Annotated in this window: 19 protein-coding genes; all 19 read left to right on the forward strand. The window is 32.6% G+C overall.

All coding sequences use genetic code 11. The features are described from left to right. Positions 1–24: 24 nt before the first annotated feature. The 19 genes from O0R46_RS03050 (at position 25) to O0R46_RS03140 (ending at position 13,682) form a co-directional block, all read left to right on the forward strand. On the forward strand, positions 25–2,277 hold the full coding sequence (locus tag O0R46_RS03050; protein WP_269312109.1) for an AAA family ATPase: 2,253 nt from the start codon (positions 25–27) through the stop codon (positions 2,275–2,277). A 291-nt stretch (positions 2,278–2,568) separates the two neighbouring features. Continuing rightward, on the forward strand, positions 2,569–2,955 hold the full coding sequence (locus O0R46_RS03055; protein WP_269312110.1) for a RusA family crossover junction endodeoxyribonuclease: 387 nt from the start codon (positions 2,569–2,571) through the stop codon (positions 2,953–2,955). A 2-nt stretch (positions 2,956–2,957) separates the two neighbouring features. Further along, the gene (locus O0R46_RS03060) at positions 2,958–3,224 is read left to right on the forward strand and encodes a DUF3310 domain-containing protein (protein WP_269312111.1); all 267 of its coding nucleotides are present in this window, start codon (positions 2,958–2,960) and stop codon (positions 3,222–3,224) included. After that, a complete protein-coding gene (locus O0R46_RS03065; protein WP_269312112.1) occupies positions 3,215–3,640 on the forward strand; it encodes a hypothetical protein in 426 nt (141 codons plus the stop codon). Before O0R46_RS03060 ends, O0R46_RS03065 begins: the two co-directional genes overlap by 10 nt. Positions 3,641–3,856: 216 nt before the next feature. Beyond that, positions 3,857–4,030: a type II toxin-antitoxin system HicA family toxin gene (locus tag O0R46_RS03070; protein WP_269312113.1), complete on the forward strand. Its 174-nt coding sequence runs from the start codon at positions 3,857–3,859 to the stop codon at positions 4,028–4,030. Between the two features lie 46 nt (positions 4,031–4,076). Continuing rightward, the gene (locus O0R46_RS03075) at positions 4,077–4,481 is read left to right on the forward strand and encodes a type II toxin-antitoxin system HicB family antitoxin (protein ID WP_269312114.1); all 405 of its coding nucleotides are present in this window, start codon (positions 4,077–4,079) and stop codon (positions 4,479–4,481) included. A gap of 171 nt (positions 4,482–4,652) precedes the next feature. Continuing rightward, a complete protein-coding gene (locus tag O0R46_RS03080; RefSeq protein WP_269312115.1) occupies positions 4,653–5,030 on the forward strand; it encodes a phBC6A51 family helix-turn-helix protein in 378 nt (125 codons plus the stop codon). Next, the gene (gene terL, locus O0R46_RS03085; RefSeq protein ID WP_269312116.1) at positions 5,023–6,408 is read left to right on the forward strand and encodes a phage terminase large subunit; all 1,386 of its coding nucleotides are present in this window, start codon (positions 5,023–5,025) and stop codon (positions 6,406–6,408) included. Before O0R46_RS03080 ends, terL begins: the two co-directional genes overlap by 8 nt. Before the next feature lie 11 nt (positions 6,409–6,419). Beyond that, positions 6,420–7,880, forward strand: a complete 1,461-nt coding sequence (locus O0R46_RS03090) for a phage portal protein (protein WP_269312117.1) — start codon at positions 6,420–6,422, stop codon at positions 7,878–7,880. Then, positions 7,861–9,462, forward strand: coding sequence for a minor capsid protein (locus O0R46_RS03095; protein ID WP_269312118.1), 1,602 nt, complete (start codon positions 7,861–7,863; stop codon positions 9,460–9,462). Before O0R46_RS03090 ends, O0R46_RS03095 begins: the two co-directional genes overlap by 20 nt. A gap of 1 nt (position 9,463) precedes the next feature. Further along, positions 9,464–9,628: a hypothetical protein gene (locus O0R46_RS03100; protein ID WP_269312119.1), complete on the forward strand. Its 165-nt coding sequence runs from the start codon at positions 9,464–9,466 to the stop codon at positions 9,626–9,628. Beyond that, positions 9,628–9,939, forward strand: coding sequence for a YjcQ family protein (locus O0R46_RS03105; protein WP_269312120.1), 312 nt, complete (start codon positions 9,628–9,630; stop codon positions 9,937–9,939). Before O0R46_RS03100 ends, O0R46_RS03105 begins: the two co-directional genes overlap by 1 nt. Positions 9,940–10,108: 169 nt before the next feature. Continuing rightward, entirely contained in the window at positions 10,109–10,687 is a 579-nt protein-coding gene (locus tag O0R46_RS03110) for a phage scaffolding protein (protein WP_269312121.1), read from the forward strand. 23 nt (positions 10,688–10,710) lie between these two features. Continuing rightward, positions 10,711–11,796: a major capsid protein gene (locus O0R46_RS03115; RefSeq protein WP_269312122.1), complete on the forward strand. Its 1,086-nt coding sequence runs from the start codon at positions 10,711–10,713 to the stop codon at positions 11,794–11,796. Between the two features lie 15 nt (positions 11,797–11,811). After that, on the forward strand, positions 11,812–12,198 hold the full coding sequence (locus O0R46_RS03120) for a head-tail connector protein (protein ID WP_269312123.1): 387 nt from the start codon (positions 11,812–11,814) through the stop codon (positions 12,196–12,198). Positions 12,199–12,207: 9 nt separating this feature from the next. After that, positions 12,208–12,570 carry a hypothetical protein gene (locus O0R46_RS03125; RefSeq protein WP_269312124.1) on the forward strand — a complete coding sequence of 121 codons (363 nt, stop codon included), beginning with the start codon at positions 12,208–12,210 and terminating at the stop codon, positions 12,568–12,570. Positions 12,571–12,572: 2 nt separating this feature from the next. Further along, positions 12,573–13,052 carry an HK97 gp10 family phage protein gene (locus O0R46_RS03130; protein WP_269312125.1) on the forward strand — a complete coding sequence of 160 codons (480 nt, stop codon included), beginning with the start codon at positions 12,573–12,575 and terminating at the stop codon, positions 13,050–13,052. After that, the gene (locus O0R46_RS03135; protein ID WP_269312126.1) at positions 13,045–13,503 is read left to right on the forward strand and encodes a phage tail terminator family protein; all 459 of its coding nucleotides are present in this window, start codon (positions 13,045–13,047) and stop codon (positions 13,501–13,503) included. The genes O0R46_RS03130 and O0R46_RS03135 overlap by 8 nt, the downstream gene beginning before the upstream one ends. Next, positions 13,503–13,682 carry a hypothetical protein gene (locus O0R46_RS03140; protein WP_269312127.1) on the forward strand — a complete coding sequence of 60 codons (180 nt, stop codon included), beginning with the start codon at positions 13,503–13,505 and terminating at the stop codon, positions 13,680–13,682. Before O0R46_RS03135 ends, O0R46_RS03140 begins: the two co-directional genes overlap by 1 nt.

The following is a 13,682-nucleotide window of genomic DNA, read 5'->3' on the forward strand; positions in this document are numbered from 1 at the left end:
CCATTATGAAAGGAATATAAATAGTTGAACAATACATTAGATCTACTTAATTTATTAGAATATATAGATCCATCTATCCTAACCTACCAAGAGTGGGTCAATGTAGGAATGGGACTCAAGCAAGAAGGCTACACAGCAAGTGATTGGGATAGATGGTCAACAAGAGATACAAAAAGATATAGAAATGGAGAATGCTTCACTAAATGGATGTCATTTCAAGGTAGCAATTCTCCAGTAACTGGTGGAACAATATACCAGATGGCAGTTGATGGTGGTTATGTTCCACTTAGAAAAGATGGTCATGCTCTAGATTGGGATGACGAAATAAAAGATGATTTGGTTGTAGTAGACCAAGCATGGTTAGAAGGTCAAGATATAGAAGAACCGAATAACTGGGAGCCAGCGAAAGAGCTAATTAAGTATCTAGAAATATTATTTGATTCTACTGAAAATGTAGGATATGTAACAGCTACCTGGGAAAAAGACGGAAAGTATTTACCTACCAAAGGTCACTGGGACAGAACTTCAGGACAATTAATACAAGAGCTTAATCAGTGTAATGGAGATATAGGCGCCGTGCTTGGTGATTATAAAGAACAAGCAGGTGCATGGATTAGATTTAATCCACTTGATGGTATAGGGTGTAAAAATGACAATGTAGTTGATTTTAGATATGCACTTGTGGAATCTGATTCAATGGAATTAGATAAGCAAAATGCCATAATTAGAGAATTAGAGTTACCGGTAGCTTGTTTAGTACATAGTGGTAAAAAGTCAATTCATGCAATAGTTAGAGTTGATGCATCAAATTATGACGAATACAGAAAAAGAGTAGATTACTTATATACTGTGTGTAAGAAAAATGGATTAGAAATAGACCAACAGAATAAGAATCCATCAAGGTTAAGCCGTATGCCAGGGATTATGAGAAATGGCAAAAAACAGTTTCTTATTGACACAAATATAGGCAAATCAAATTGGAATGAATGGTTTGAATGGATAGAAGGTGTAAATGATGATTTGCCGGATCCTGAAAGCCTTGATTCATTCTTTGACGATTTACCGGACTTAGCTCCACCGTTAATACATGGAATACTTAGACAAGGTCACAAAATGCTAATGGCGGGTCCATCAAAAGCTGGTAAGTCATATGCGCTTATAGAACTTTGTGTGGCTATTGCTGAAGGCGATAAATGGATGGGATGGAATTGTGAGCAGGGAAAAGTAATGTACGTCAATTTAGAGTTAGATAGGGCTTCTTGCCTTCACAGATTTAAAGATGTTTATACAGCTATGGGAGTAGACCCTAACAACTTAAAAAACATTGATATATGGAATTTAAGAGGTAAGTCAGTTCCAATGGATAAATTGGCGCCTAAGTTGATTAGAAGAGCCCACAAGAAGAACTACACGGCCATAATCATAGACCCAATATATAAAGTAATTACAGGGGATGAAAATTCAGCGGATCAGATGGCACATTTTTGTAATCAATTTGACCGTGTGTGTACTGATTTAGGAAGTGCTGTTATTTATTGTCACCACCATTCAAAAGGATACCAAGGTGGTAAAAGGTCTATGGATAGAGCTTCAGGCTCAGGAGTATTTGCAAGAGATCCTGATGCCTTAATAGATTTAACTGAATTGTCTCTATCTGATGAGCTAGTAAAACATGAAAAGGAAAAGGCAGCAGCTAATTATATTAGTCTGGCATTGCAGAATTTAAACCAAGATTATTTTGAGGAGAATGTAGGCTTAGATGATACTTTAAGCCGTGCTCAAATGCTTACACACGCCAATAGATGTCTTACTAGAATGCAGTATATTGACCTAGAAAAAAGGCTTGATAAAGTAATGAGGCTAGCAGGGCAAAAGACAGCTTGGAGAATAGAAGGTACTCTTAGAGAGTTTGCTGGATTTGAGCCTGTGAATGTGTGGTTTGATTATCCAATACACAAGATAGATGATTCTGGAGTGCTCAAAGATGTAATGCCGGAAGCTGAAAAACCACCATGGCAAAAGGGTGTTGAGTCTAGAAAACCAAAAGAAAAGAAGAAAGAGGAAAGACAAAATAAGCTAGAAATTGCATTTGCAAATCTTGAAATGGATCACAATGAAATTACTGTTAATGATTTATCTCAAGAAATGGGAGTGTCAAATAGGACCGTTTGGAGACGAATAAAAGAACATGGTGGGTTCGATTTTATACGAACTGGAGATGGAAAAGCTAGCATAATTTATAGAAAAGAGGAAGAAAACACCTGTGACAATAACTGATTTTGTCCTGTCATACTAGGTGTGACAAATACTAAATTTTAGTTATTGACACGGTGTGACACAAAACCTGTGACAAATACTTATTTTTAGTTTTTGTCAAGGTGTGACGGCAAAAACTAAAAATAATATATATATTTTGCTGTCACGGGAGACAAATGTCATAGACTGTGAAAGTAAGTTGGGCGATAGCTACGCCCAACATAACTATTCACGGTCGCCTAATGACTAAAGCGAATTTTTAAGAAATGAATTATTAAAAGAAAATTATTATCAACTAAATAGGAGGATAATATGATTGAATTTTTTATGCCGATAATACCGCCAACTATAACTCACCAAGAAAAACAGGTAAACTTTAAGACTAACAAATTTTATGAACCACCAGAGCTAAAACAAACGAGAAGTAAACTAAATGATTGGCTAGCTAAATATAAACCTTCAAAAAAGCTTGTAGGAGCTCTTAGGTTATATGTGAAATGGTGTTATCCGTTAAGTGGCAAACATGAGAATGGAGAGTACAAAACATCAAAACCAGATTTAGACAATGCACAAAAATTACTTCAGGATTGTATGACTAATGTTGGATTTTGGAAAGATGATAGTCAAGTAGCAAGCCTTATTTGCGAAAAGTTTTGGGCGGATGTGCCAGGTATTTATATTAGAGTTGAGGAGGTTTAAAAATGCTAATGATTGAAGAAGTAAATATGGATGATAGAAATTCTACTAGGGTTAATGGACAGACACCTACGAGATACGCTGGAAAAGGTAAGCATAATATTGAGACTATAGAAGCAATGGAATATGTTTGTTCTAAATTTGATAGTAAACAGGCTGTTTCAATTTCTCAAATTGTAAAATACCTTAGTAGGTATAACGATAAAGATGGTTACAGGGATTTAGATGCAGCAGTCGACTATATAAAAAGATTGACAGGAGAATGGAAGTAATGGAAGCTAAAGAGTATTTAATGCAATTACACAATATTGACAAGAATATAAAAGCACTTGAAAATGAGATATTAGAATTAAATACTTTAGCTGAGGGTGGAGCTATCACATATGAGGAAAGAGTTCAAACAAGTGGTAGAGGAAGTACAGAATTTATTGTGTGTAAAATTGCTGATAAGAAGTCGGAAATATATGATATATTAAATAAAAAAGTAGAACTGATAGGGGAGATAAGTACTAAAATAAGTTTATTAAATGATAATTCAATGGAAGCTCTTCTTAGAAAAAGATACATAGAGTCTAGATCATGGGAAAGAATTGCTGTAGATATGAATTATAGTATTAGAAGAGTTTACCAACTTCATGGAAATGCTTTAGTTGAATTTGATAAGATACTAAATAAAGATTGCAGTTAATTGCAGTTGATAGTGTGGTATTATGTTATTGTGGAAGAAATGGTAATCGTTGATTTTCATTTTTTATATCCTCCTTATGAAGATTATTATTACGAAAAAGGCATCTGAATGGGTGTCTTTTTTGTTTGTGAAATTATATTATACGTATAAAATACGTGTTGACAAGTGCGTATAAAATGCGTATAATATAAGTATGAAATAAGGAAAGGAGACTATATGAAGCACAGAGATTTAATTAAACTTCTTGAAAGTAATGGATTTTATTACAAACGTGCAGGTGGGAATCATGATATATACACAAACGGGACAATATCAGAACCCATACCAAGGCATAAAGAAATAAATGAAATGCTAGCAAGGAAAATTATTAAGAAGTTAGGGCTTAAATAGCCCTAACGGATTTATTCATATAGTTTATATATTGGAGGGATGAAGAATGAGAAAAGAACTAAAATTAGCATATCCTGTTTTGATGAAAAAAACAGATGACGGGTATTATGTGGAAATACCTGACTTTGATATCGCAACACAAGGAAGTAATGTAGCAGAAGCTATGGAAATGGCTAGAGATGCCATAGGTTTGATGGGAATTGATTATCAAGATGATAAAAAAGATTTGCCTGAACCATATTCAATAAAATTTAATGAAGATGAATTTGATATTGAAACATTGGTAGATATCAATTTAGCTGAATACAGAAGAAAATTAGAGAATAAATCAGTTAAGAAAAATTGTACTATTCCGTATTGGTTAAATGAAAAAGCTGAGAAAGAGGGAATAAATTTTTCTAAATTGTTGCAAGAAGCTGTTGCAAAAGCATTGGGAGTTTCTTTAAAGTAGTTCATATAGTCTTGAAAGGGTATGCGGTATATTTTTATCGTGTGCCCTTTCTATTTGTTGAAATATTATGTTAGGACTAGAAAATAATAAATAACCACAAGAGGACCCACAGAGGTCCTTTTTTGATGCAATTATACTTTAATAAATTTTAAGAAAAGAGGTGATTTGTTTGTGAATAAAAAAATTGAAAAATGTGCAATATTAATGGTTTCAACTGATTTAACTCAGAAACAAATTGCCGAAGAGTTAAATGTGTCTGTACAGACGATAATCAATTGGAAAAAGAAAGATGAATTCATTGAATTCAAAGATGACTATCAAAGAAAATATTTAAATAACCTAGCTGCTAAAGCTATTAGAACTATGGATAAGTTGCTTACATCAGACAGCGACCAGGTCAGATATAATGCAGCAAAGGATATATTGGATAGAACGGGATATAAGCCTACTGAAAAACAAAATATAAATATGAGTGGTAGCTTAGCCAATCCATATGAAGCTTTAACAACAGAACAGCTATTAAAACTAGCTGGTGATGATGATGGATAGGGATTTAATAAAGTTGGGTGCTAAGATAGAACTTGCAAAACGTGGGTTCTTTTTTTATTGTAATTTAAAAGCGCCTGATTTTTACAAAAAAGATAGAAAGTTCTTAGTTGATTTGTGTAATGAATTACAAGCGTTTTATGAACAAAGTGGTTATGATGTTTTAATTATAAATGAGCCACCTCGCCACGGGAAAAGTAGGACTGCTGGATGTTTTGTTGAATGGATTTTAGGTGAACATCCTGAAGAAAAAATAATGACTGGATCATACAATGAGACTCTATCAACTGTGTTTTCAAAGAATGTTAGAAATACAATTCAAGAAGAAAAAGCCGATAAGAATAAAGTTGTTTACACAGATGTTTTTCCAGATAGAGCAATAAAAAAAGGTGATGGATCTATGAACCTTTGGTCACTTGAAGGTGGATACAATAACTACTTGGCTACTTCCCCAGGAGGAACTGCAACAGGATTTGGTGCAAGTATTTTAATCATAGATGACTTAATAAAAAATGCTGAAGAAGCCTACAACGAATCAATAAAGGAAAAACACTGGGATTGGTTTGTTAATACTATGCTATCTAGACTTGAAGAGGGTGGCAAAATCATAATAATAATGACTAGGTGGGCTAGTGATGATTTGGCGGGCAAAGCATTAGAAGAATTGCCAGAGTTGGGTTATAAAGTGAAGCACGTAAATATGAAAGCTATGCAAGATGATGGATCAATGTTGTGTGATGAAATATTATCCAAGGAATCTTTTTTACTAAAGACAAAGGCTATGGGAGAGGACATTGCTTCAGCAAATTACCAGCAAGAGCCAATTGATCTTAAAGGTAAGTTATATGAGCTTAAAACTTATGAAGAATTACCAACGTTTAAGCATATATACAATTATACAGATACGGCTGATAAGGGCGACGATTATTTGTGTAGCATAGATTATGGCGTATCTTTTGATAATGAAGCTTATATCATTGATGTGTTGTACACAAAAGACGATATGGAAATTACAGAAAAAGCACAAGCCGAAATGATGCATAAAGATAAGGTAAATAAAGCGAGAATAGAATCAAATAATGGTGGCGGAGTATATGCTAGAAATGTTGAAAGAATAATGAAAGTCGAGCTAAATACTAATCACACAGTATTTGATGCATTTCATCAATCTAATAATAAACAGGCTAGAATACTTTCAAATTCATCATGGGTGAATCAGCATATATATGTGCCTACTACTTGGCGTAATAAATGGCCTGAATTTGCTAAAGATGTAATTAAGTATCAGCGTGAAGGTAAAAATAAGCATGATGACTGTGCAGACGCAATAACAGGTATTGCAGAGACATTATCCAAGCCACCAACATATTCATTTGATTAGGAGGTGAATAAATGTTTAATTGGTTAAAAAGGGGGGTGAACAAGCTGAATGATTTAATAAATAAACCTGAGGAAAAAACTTCAGAAAATATGACATATTTAGAATATCTGGTAAATAACTTTAAAACTTCTAAAGAAAGAGAAAATCAGATTATAGGCGAAGAGTACTACAAAGGTAATCATGATATTTTAAATCGTAAAAAATACATGATTTTAAAAGATGGCACAAAGAAAGAATTGTTGAATACTCCTAACAATAAGAGAGTGGATAACCAGTATGCTATTGCCGTTGATAAAAAGAAAAACTATATGCTAGGTAAAGCACCAACAATTAAATCAGATAATGAAAAGTTTGATAATTTGATTGAGCCTATATTTAATCATAGGTTTATGAAATCACTTAAGAACATATTAAAGAGTTCTCTAAACTGTGGAATCGCTTATGTGTATATTTATATTGATAGTAACTCACAAATAAAATTTAAGTTATTTAAATCATATGAAATATATCCAGTTTGGAAAGACGAGGAACACAACGAGCTGAATTTTGTTATTAGATTATATGCGATTCCAGAGTTCATTGCTGGTAAAGAGGTTATAAATGAATATGCTGAAGTATATGACAAAGATAAGGTTACAAGATATAAAGTTAATGGTAAATCATTACTTAAGCTTGAAGAGCTGAATTATTTGGTTGATTCAGAAGGCAAAGCATATAACTGGAATGATAGAGTGCCTATTGTAGCATTTAAATATAATGATGATGAAATACCACTAATCAATAAAATAAAGTCTCTACAGGATGCAATAAATGAAATATTATCTGATTACAACAACAATATGCAACAGGATGCTAGAAATACTATTCTTGTAATTACGAATTATGATGGTGCAAATTTAGAAGATTTTAGGGAGAATTTAGCAACTGCGGGAGCTGTAAAAGTTCAATCTGACGGTGGAGTTGACACATTAAGCATTGAGGTTAATTCAGATAATTATAAGTCGATATTAGATATACTTAAGAAAGCTTTGATAGAAAATGCCAAGTCATTTGATGCTAAAGATGAAAGACTTGGTGGCAATCCTAATCAGATGAATATACAATCAATGTATTCTGATATAGATCTTGATTCTAATGATATTGAAGCAGAATTTAAGGCATCATTTGAACAGATGACAGATTTTGTAAAGATGTTTTTGGAAGCTACAACAGACTACACAGCTACTGATAAAGATAAAATTGATATTATCTTTAATAAAGATGTTCTGATAAATGAATCACAGGTTATAACAGATATACAAGCAAGTACAGGACTGTTATCAACTAGGACATTACTTGAAAATCATCCATATATTGATGATCCAGCTGAAGAAGAGAAAAGATTGAAGCAGGAGCAAGAAAATAATAAGCCAAAGAAAATTGAAGATAATTTTTCTATAGGCGGTGATAATAATGCCGAAGAAGAAAACTAAGAATCAACAGTATTGGGAAAAAAGAGCATTAGAACTTGAAGCAATAAAGAATAAAAAAGTTGAAAAACAATTAAGTGAGCTTGAAACAATAAATGCTGAAATTTCTAGAAGAATGAAAAGGCAAATAAACTACTGGGTTAGTAGATTTGCTAAAGATAATGGTCTAACATATGCAGCAGCACAGCAGAAATTAACTCCAGCTGAGATTGAAGAATATAGACTTGATTTACAGACATATATCAAATATGCTAGCCAATTAGATGATCAGGTACCCGAAGAATGGTTACTGATGGTTAGAAATGCAAGTACAACTTATCATTTGACAAGGTTAGAAGCTCTTAAGATAGCCTTGATTAATGAAGTTAACGACTTTATCTATAAAGAGAATAATGCTATATTTGAATTTCTTGAGGAACTATATAAAGACACTTATTATAGGCAAACATATGAAATAGCAAAAGGTGTTGATGCTACTGTAAATTTGTTTCATCCTAATGAATATAAGGTTAAGTTACTAATCAAGAAACCTTGGACTGATGATGGTATAGAGTTTTCAGAAAGACTTTGGGGGCCTCATAGAGAAAAAATTGTAGAGGAACTACACAAGGCACTTGAAGAGTCACTTAGAAAAGGTGATAATGCTACTAAAATGGCTGAAGATATAGCAGAAAAGTTTGAGGTTAGAAAAGATCATGCTGAAGCTTTATTACATACAGAATCAGCACGTATTGATGAAGAGGCAAGATACGAAAACCTAAAGGATTTAGAGGTAGAAAAATATATTATTGTTGCCACACTGGACCATAAAACTTCAAGCATATGCAGAAAAGTGGACGGTAAGGTATTTGAGTTATCTAAGAAAGAAGTTGGAGTAAACTATCCCCCATTTCATGTAAGATGTAGAACAACAGTAGCGCCGTATATTGATGAAGAATATGGATTAGGGCAAAGAGCTGCAAGGGATAAAAATGGTAAAACTATTTATGTTCCTGAAAATATGACTTATCCAGAATTTCATAGAAAATATATTGCTGGAGATAAAGAGTATAGCAATGTAGAAAAAGCGTGGAAGAATAGATTCTCCGATAAAAAACAACACGAAAAGTATAAAAATGCAGGTGTTGAAGTACCTAAAAGCTTTGAAGATTATCAGAAAATGAAGTATAATAAAAGTACAGACAGAGATATTAAATTAAGATCAGTTGATTATGCAAGACGTAATAAACTTAAGAATAACCCAAAATTAAGATTGCCTAACGTTGAAACCGCCACAATAGATAAAAATAAGTTTGAGAAATATCTATTTGGTGGAGACAATGAAAAAGGGCTCACTAAAGGTAGATTGATTGAAGAAAAATTGGGATATAACATAAATAATTATAAATATTTTGAAAAAGAAATTCTTTTGAGGTCAAGAGATTACCCAGCTACATTTAAGGGTGAAAATCAACATGGAAAAAGATATGAACAGCAAATCATATTTTATAATAAAAATAAAGAGCCGGTAAATTTATTAGTGGCATGGCTTGAAAATAATGGTAAAACACATATGACTACAGCATATATTACGGAGGTGAAGTAGCATGGATATAAAACAATATGATACAGTTTTATTAAAAGATGGCAGAGAAGCAGCTATTATAGAAGTGTTTAGTAAAACAGAATTTTTGGCAGATATCGGAGATGATCCATCTACTTGGGAAACTGTTGATATTACACTAGATGATATAGAAAAAGTGGTGATGTAATGGATAATTTAAAAATTGTGTATAAAATACTAGTAGGTATTGAAGCTTCTATGGATAGTAATATTTTTGATGGCACTTTTTTAGAAGCACTAAAAATAAGTGAAGAAAGAAAAAACAGGATACTTCAGTCAATGATTGATGATGACCTTATTAGTGGTTTTAAAAGAATTAACTATGCCGGTGGATATGGTTTTAAGGCTATGGAACCTAGACTAACAATAAAAGGTATGGAATTTCTTCAAGAAAATTCAACAATGCAAAAAATTAAAAATGGTTTAAAAGATGTTAAGGATATTACACCATTTATATAAGCACTTTAGTGAATAAATCTAGGGTGCTTTTTTAATATGTAAAATGACCTAAGATAAGTCAATAAACTGTCTTTTTTTAATGCAAAAAATTACTCTAGCTTGGAGAATAAATAAAGCACACTACATTACTGGACCACCAGAATAAAAAGGAAAGTAGGAGGTAAATATTATGGAATGGTTAGAAGAAATTTTAAAGGATGTTGATGGTAAAGAAGATATTATCAAAAACATTAAAAAAGGTATAGGAGAAAACTTTGTAGCCAAAGATGATTTTAACAACAAAAATAATGAAGTTAAAGATCTAAAAGAGCAAATATCTGAAAGAGATAAACAACTTGAAGATCTAAAGAAAGTTGATCCTAAAAAGCTACAAGAAGAGATTGACACTCTTAAGGAGGCTAATGCGACTAAACAGGCTGAATATGATGCTAAGATACATAATCTTAAAGTCGAATCGGCACTGGATAAAGCACTGATTAGTTCAGGAGCAAAAAATACTAAAGCTGTAAAAGCATTGTTAGATATTGATGTAGAAAATGCTAAGTTTGATGAAGCTGGTAATTTAGAAAATATATCTACTATGCTTGATGGAATTAAGACATCTGATCCATACCTTTTTGAAAGTAAGGAACCAACAAAAAAGGGTTTTACGGGGGTGGAGCCAGACGGTGGAAATCCAAATCCGGGTGTAAAGCCAGACTCAGAAAAATCATACGAAGATTTCGTAAAAGAATTAGAAAGTAAATAATTTAGAGAAAAGGGGTAAAATTTATGAAGTTTGATGAAAAATCATTTAATGGCGAAGCATGGGCCAAATACATGCAGGCATTTCCTAATGCTAGATTAAATAAATTAGTAAGCTCAGGTGCAATAGTATCAGCAGATAAGAGATTACAGTCTGTATTTAAAGATAATACACAGACTGGTACTGTGTATGCTAAGATTCCATATTTTGGAAGAATAGGTGGACAGGCTCTTAACTATGATGGAGTTACTGATTTAAAAGGAAATAGAACAAAAACATTAGAGCAGGGTGTATTTACTTTAGGAAGAATGAACTCTTGGATAGAAGCAGATTTCTCATATGATATAACTGGCGGTGAAGATTTTGACGCTAATATAAGAAGTCAGATACAGGATTATTGGAATGATGTAGACCAGGATGTTATTTTATCAGTGCTAAAAGGCATATTCTCTATGTCTGATAGCAATTATAAAGGTGCTAATAAGAACTTTGTTGCTAAACATACACTTGATATATCATCTTCAGGTGCACCAGTTGCTACAGATGAAAATATGCTAGTTGGAGCTACAACTCTAAACAAGGCGATTCAGCAGGCAGGTGGTGATAATAAAAACTCATTCACATTAGTATTCATGCATTCAGCGGTTGCCACTAACTTAGAAAATCTAAGATTACTTGAACACTTAAAGTATACTGATGAAAATGGCGTAACTAGAGATTTAACACTAGCTACTTGGAATGGTAGATTGGTAGTTATAGATGATAATATGCCAGTTGAATCTAAGAAAATAGGAGCAGAGAGTGCAGCAGTTGATGTATATACATCTTACGTATTAGGTAATGGCGCTATATCATTAACAGATGTAGGAGCAAAGGTGCCATTTGAAATGTTTAGAGACCCACACACTAAGGGTGGTGAAACTGAATTAATTTCTAGAGTAAGAAAAGCAATAGCAGTAGCTGGTATATCTTACTTAAAGAAATCTCAGGCAACTAACTCACCTACTAATGCTGAACTAGAAAATGGATCTAACTGGGAATTAATTAATGATGGTACTGAAGCTATCAACGATAAGTTTGTACCACTTGCGAGAATAATTTCAAGAGGATAGTTTGAGGGTGATTAAGTGAGCATAGAAGAATATAAGGCTAAGATAATGGAACTATTAAAGCCTTTTGGAATTGCAATAGAAACTAGTGACTTTTCATTAGAATTTGCTGTACAATCAACAATTCAAGATATACTCAATTTTTGCAACTTAAAAGAAATACCAAAAGAGCTAGAACATGTAGTAATCAGACGTGTTCTAGCTAATTTAATTGGATTTAAGCTACAAACTGATGGAGCTGAATCAATGAATATAGAAAAAGGCATAAAATCAATATCAGAAGGTGATGTTAGTATCACATATTATAGCTCAATAGATAAAGGGGCTTTACTTAATAAATTTATTCAAGATAGTAAAAACTATGGCCTGGATAATTTATATTCATTTAGAGATTTTAGATGGTAGGTGATTTATGTGAGTTCGCGAAGAGAAGTAATAGAATCGCTATATAAAGGTACTTGTGATATATATGAGTATAAAGCTGTAAAGAATGAAGAAACTGGACGTACAGCAAAACCTAAACCAGTTAAAATTAATACTGATCCGATCCGTTGTAGGGTATCTTATAACAGTTCTCAGACTATACAGCAAGCTGAAGGTGGCATAGTTGTACAAAACATAAAGTTATTTATCAATCCTGAAATTGTTATTAATCCAGGGGCTAAAATAGTTGTTACTCAAAATGGAAGAGAAACTGCTTATAAATATAGTTCAGTATCTCAAGTTTATACTGACCATCAAGAAATAAACCTTGAGATACTCGATAAGTGGAGTTAGCTATGGCGAGCATTAGGGGTAAGGCAGATTTTTCTGAATTAAAGAAATTTGAAAGACAGCTAAAAAAAATGGAAAAGACAGAAAATGATAAGTTTCTAAGAGATTTATGTAGAGAATTGGCTGCAATTACGTTAAGTAAAGCAATATTTCTTACACCGGTTGTATCAGGCGATTTAAGACGTGGTTGGACTGGTGGTGTTGCTATTGATGCAAAAGACTATATCGCAAAAAAGAATGTAAGAAAGACTGGTAACACTTATGGTATTACACTTAAAAATGATATGTTCTATGCATCATATGTAAATTATGGGCATTCACAAAAAGTAGGTAGATATGTACCAGCTATAGAAAAAAGACTGGTAAAACCTTGGGTGAATGGATTATTTATGGCGGATAGAGCCGTTATGCATGCACAAGCTAGATATCCAGCTATTGCACTTAGAATGCTTGAAAAATATATGAAGGAGGGATTCAATGTTTGATAATATAATTGATGCAATTTCTAAAAAACTAAAAATGGTATTTTGGGATGAAAAATTTGAAATCTACTCCGAGAATAGAGAACAGGGCTTTGAACAGCCCTGTTTTTATATTAATCATATACAATCAATCACTAAGTATGAATTAGGTAATCGAAGAAGTAAAAGACATAAGTTTGATGTAATGTACTTCAATGATGATATAGGTGAAGATGACCTTAATAGAATGGGGGATACATTATCAATTGTCCTAGAGCTTTTAGAGGTTGGAGATAAGTATGTAAGAGCATTTGATATTGAATATAAGGTAGACGATGGTAAGTTACATTGTTTTTTAGAATATCCAGTTATGGTTGAATTTGAAGAGGCACAAAAACCAAAAATGACAGGTTTGGAAGATAATACAAATGTTGATAAAATGCGAATCTTAATTGATGATATGGAGGTAAATTAGTGGCTAGAAAAAAGATTGAACGAGAAGAAGTTTCTAGATATACAAAAGAACAGTTTCTACAAGCTAAAAGATACACACATCAAAAAGATATTATAAATGTCTTGTTAAATGATGATGAAGAGTATTCATTTGCTGAAGTAGATAATATAATAAATGAATTTTTAGAAAGAGAGGTGTAG

Source organism: Peptostreptococcus equinus (assembly GCF_027125355.1).
In the GTDB taxonomy this organism is placed as follows: domain Bacteria; phylum Bacillota; class Clostridia; order Peptostreptococcales; family Peptostreptococcaceae; genus Peptostreptococcus; species Peptostreptococcus equinus.

What these genes read in the sequence shown, in the direction of transcription:
- O0R46_RS03115 (WP_269312122.1), top strand. Translation starts at nt 10,711, where the DNA reads ATGAAGTTTGATGAAAAATCATTTAATGGCGAAGCATGGGCCAAATAC.
- O0R46_RS03130 (WP_269312125.1), top strand. Translation starts at nt 12,573, where the DNA reads ATGGCGAGCATTAGGGGTAAGGCAGATTTTTCTGAATTAAAGAAATTT.
- O0R46_RS03105 (WP_269312120.1), top strand. Translation starts at nt 9,628, where the DNA reads ATGGATAATTTAAAAATTGTGTATAAAATACTAGTAGGTATTGAAGCT.
- O0R46_RS03090 (WP_269312117.1), top strand. Translation starts at nt 6,420, where the DNA reads ATGTTTAATTGGTTAAAAAGGGGGGTGAACAAGCTGAATGATTTAATA.
- O0R46_RS03070 (WP_269312113.1), top strand. Translation starts at nt 3,857, where the DNA reads ATGAAGCACAGAGATTTAATTAAACTTCTTGAAAGTAATGGATTTTAT.
- O0R46_RS03110 (WP_269312121.1), top strand. Translation starts at nt 10,109, where the DNA reads ATGGAATGGTTAGAAGAAATTTTAAAGGATGTTGATGGTAAAGAAGAT.
- O0R46_RS03055 (WP_269312110.1), top strand. Translation starts at nt 2,569, where the DNA reads ATGATTGAATTTTTTATGCCGATAATACCGCCAACTATAACTCACCAA.
- O0R46_RS03060 (WP_269312111.1), top strand. Translation starts at nt 2,958, where the DNA reads ATGCTAATGATTGAAGAAGTAAATATGGATGATAGAAATTCTACTAGG.
- O0R46_RS03075 (WP_269312114.1), top strand. Translation starts at nt 4,077, where the DNA reads ATGAGAAAAGAACTAAAATTAGCATATCCTGTTTTGATGAAAAAAACA.
- O0R46_RS03095 (WP_269312118.1), top strand. Translation starts at nt 7,861, where the DNA reads ATGCCGAAGAAGAAAACTAAGAATCAACAGTATTGGGAAAAAAGAGCA.
- O0R46_RS03135 (WP_269312126.1), top strand. Translation starts at nt 13,045, where the DNA reads ATGTTTGATAATATAATTGATGCAATTTCTAAAAAACTAAAAATGGTA.
- O0R46_RS03100 (WP_269312119.1), top strand. Translation starts at nt 9,464, where the DNA reads ATGGATATAAAACAATATGATACAGTTTTATTAAAAGATGGCAGAGAA.
- O0R46_RS03065 (WP_269312112.1), top strand. Translation starts at nt 3,215, where the DNA reads ATGGAAGTAATGGAAGCTAAAGAGTATTTAATGCAATTACACAATATT.
- terL (WP_269312116.1), top strand. Translation starts at nt 5,023, where the DNA reads ATGGATAGGGATTTAATAAAGTTGGGTGCTAAGATAGAACTTGCAAAA.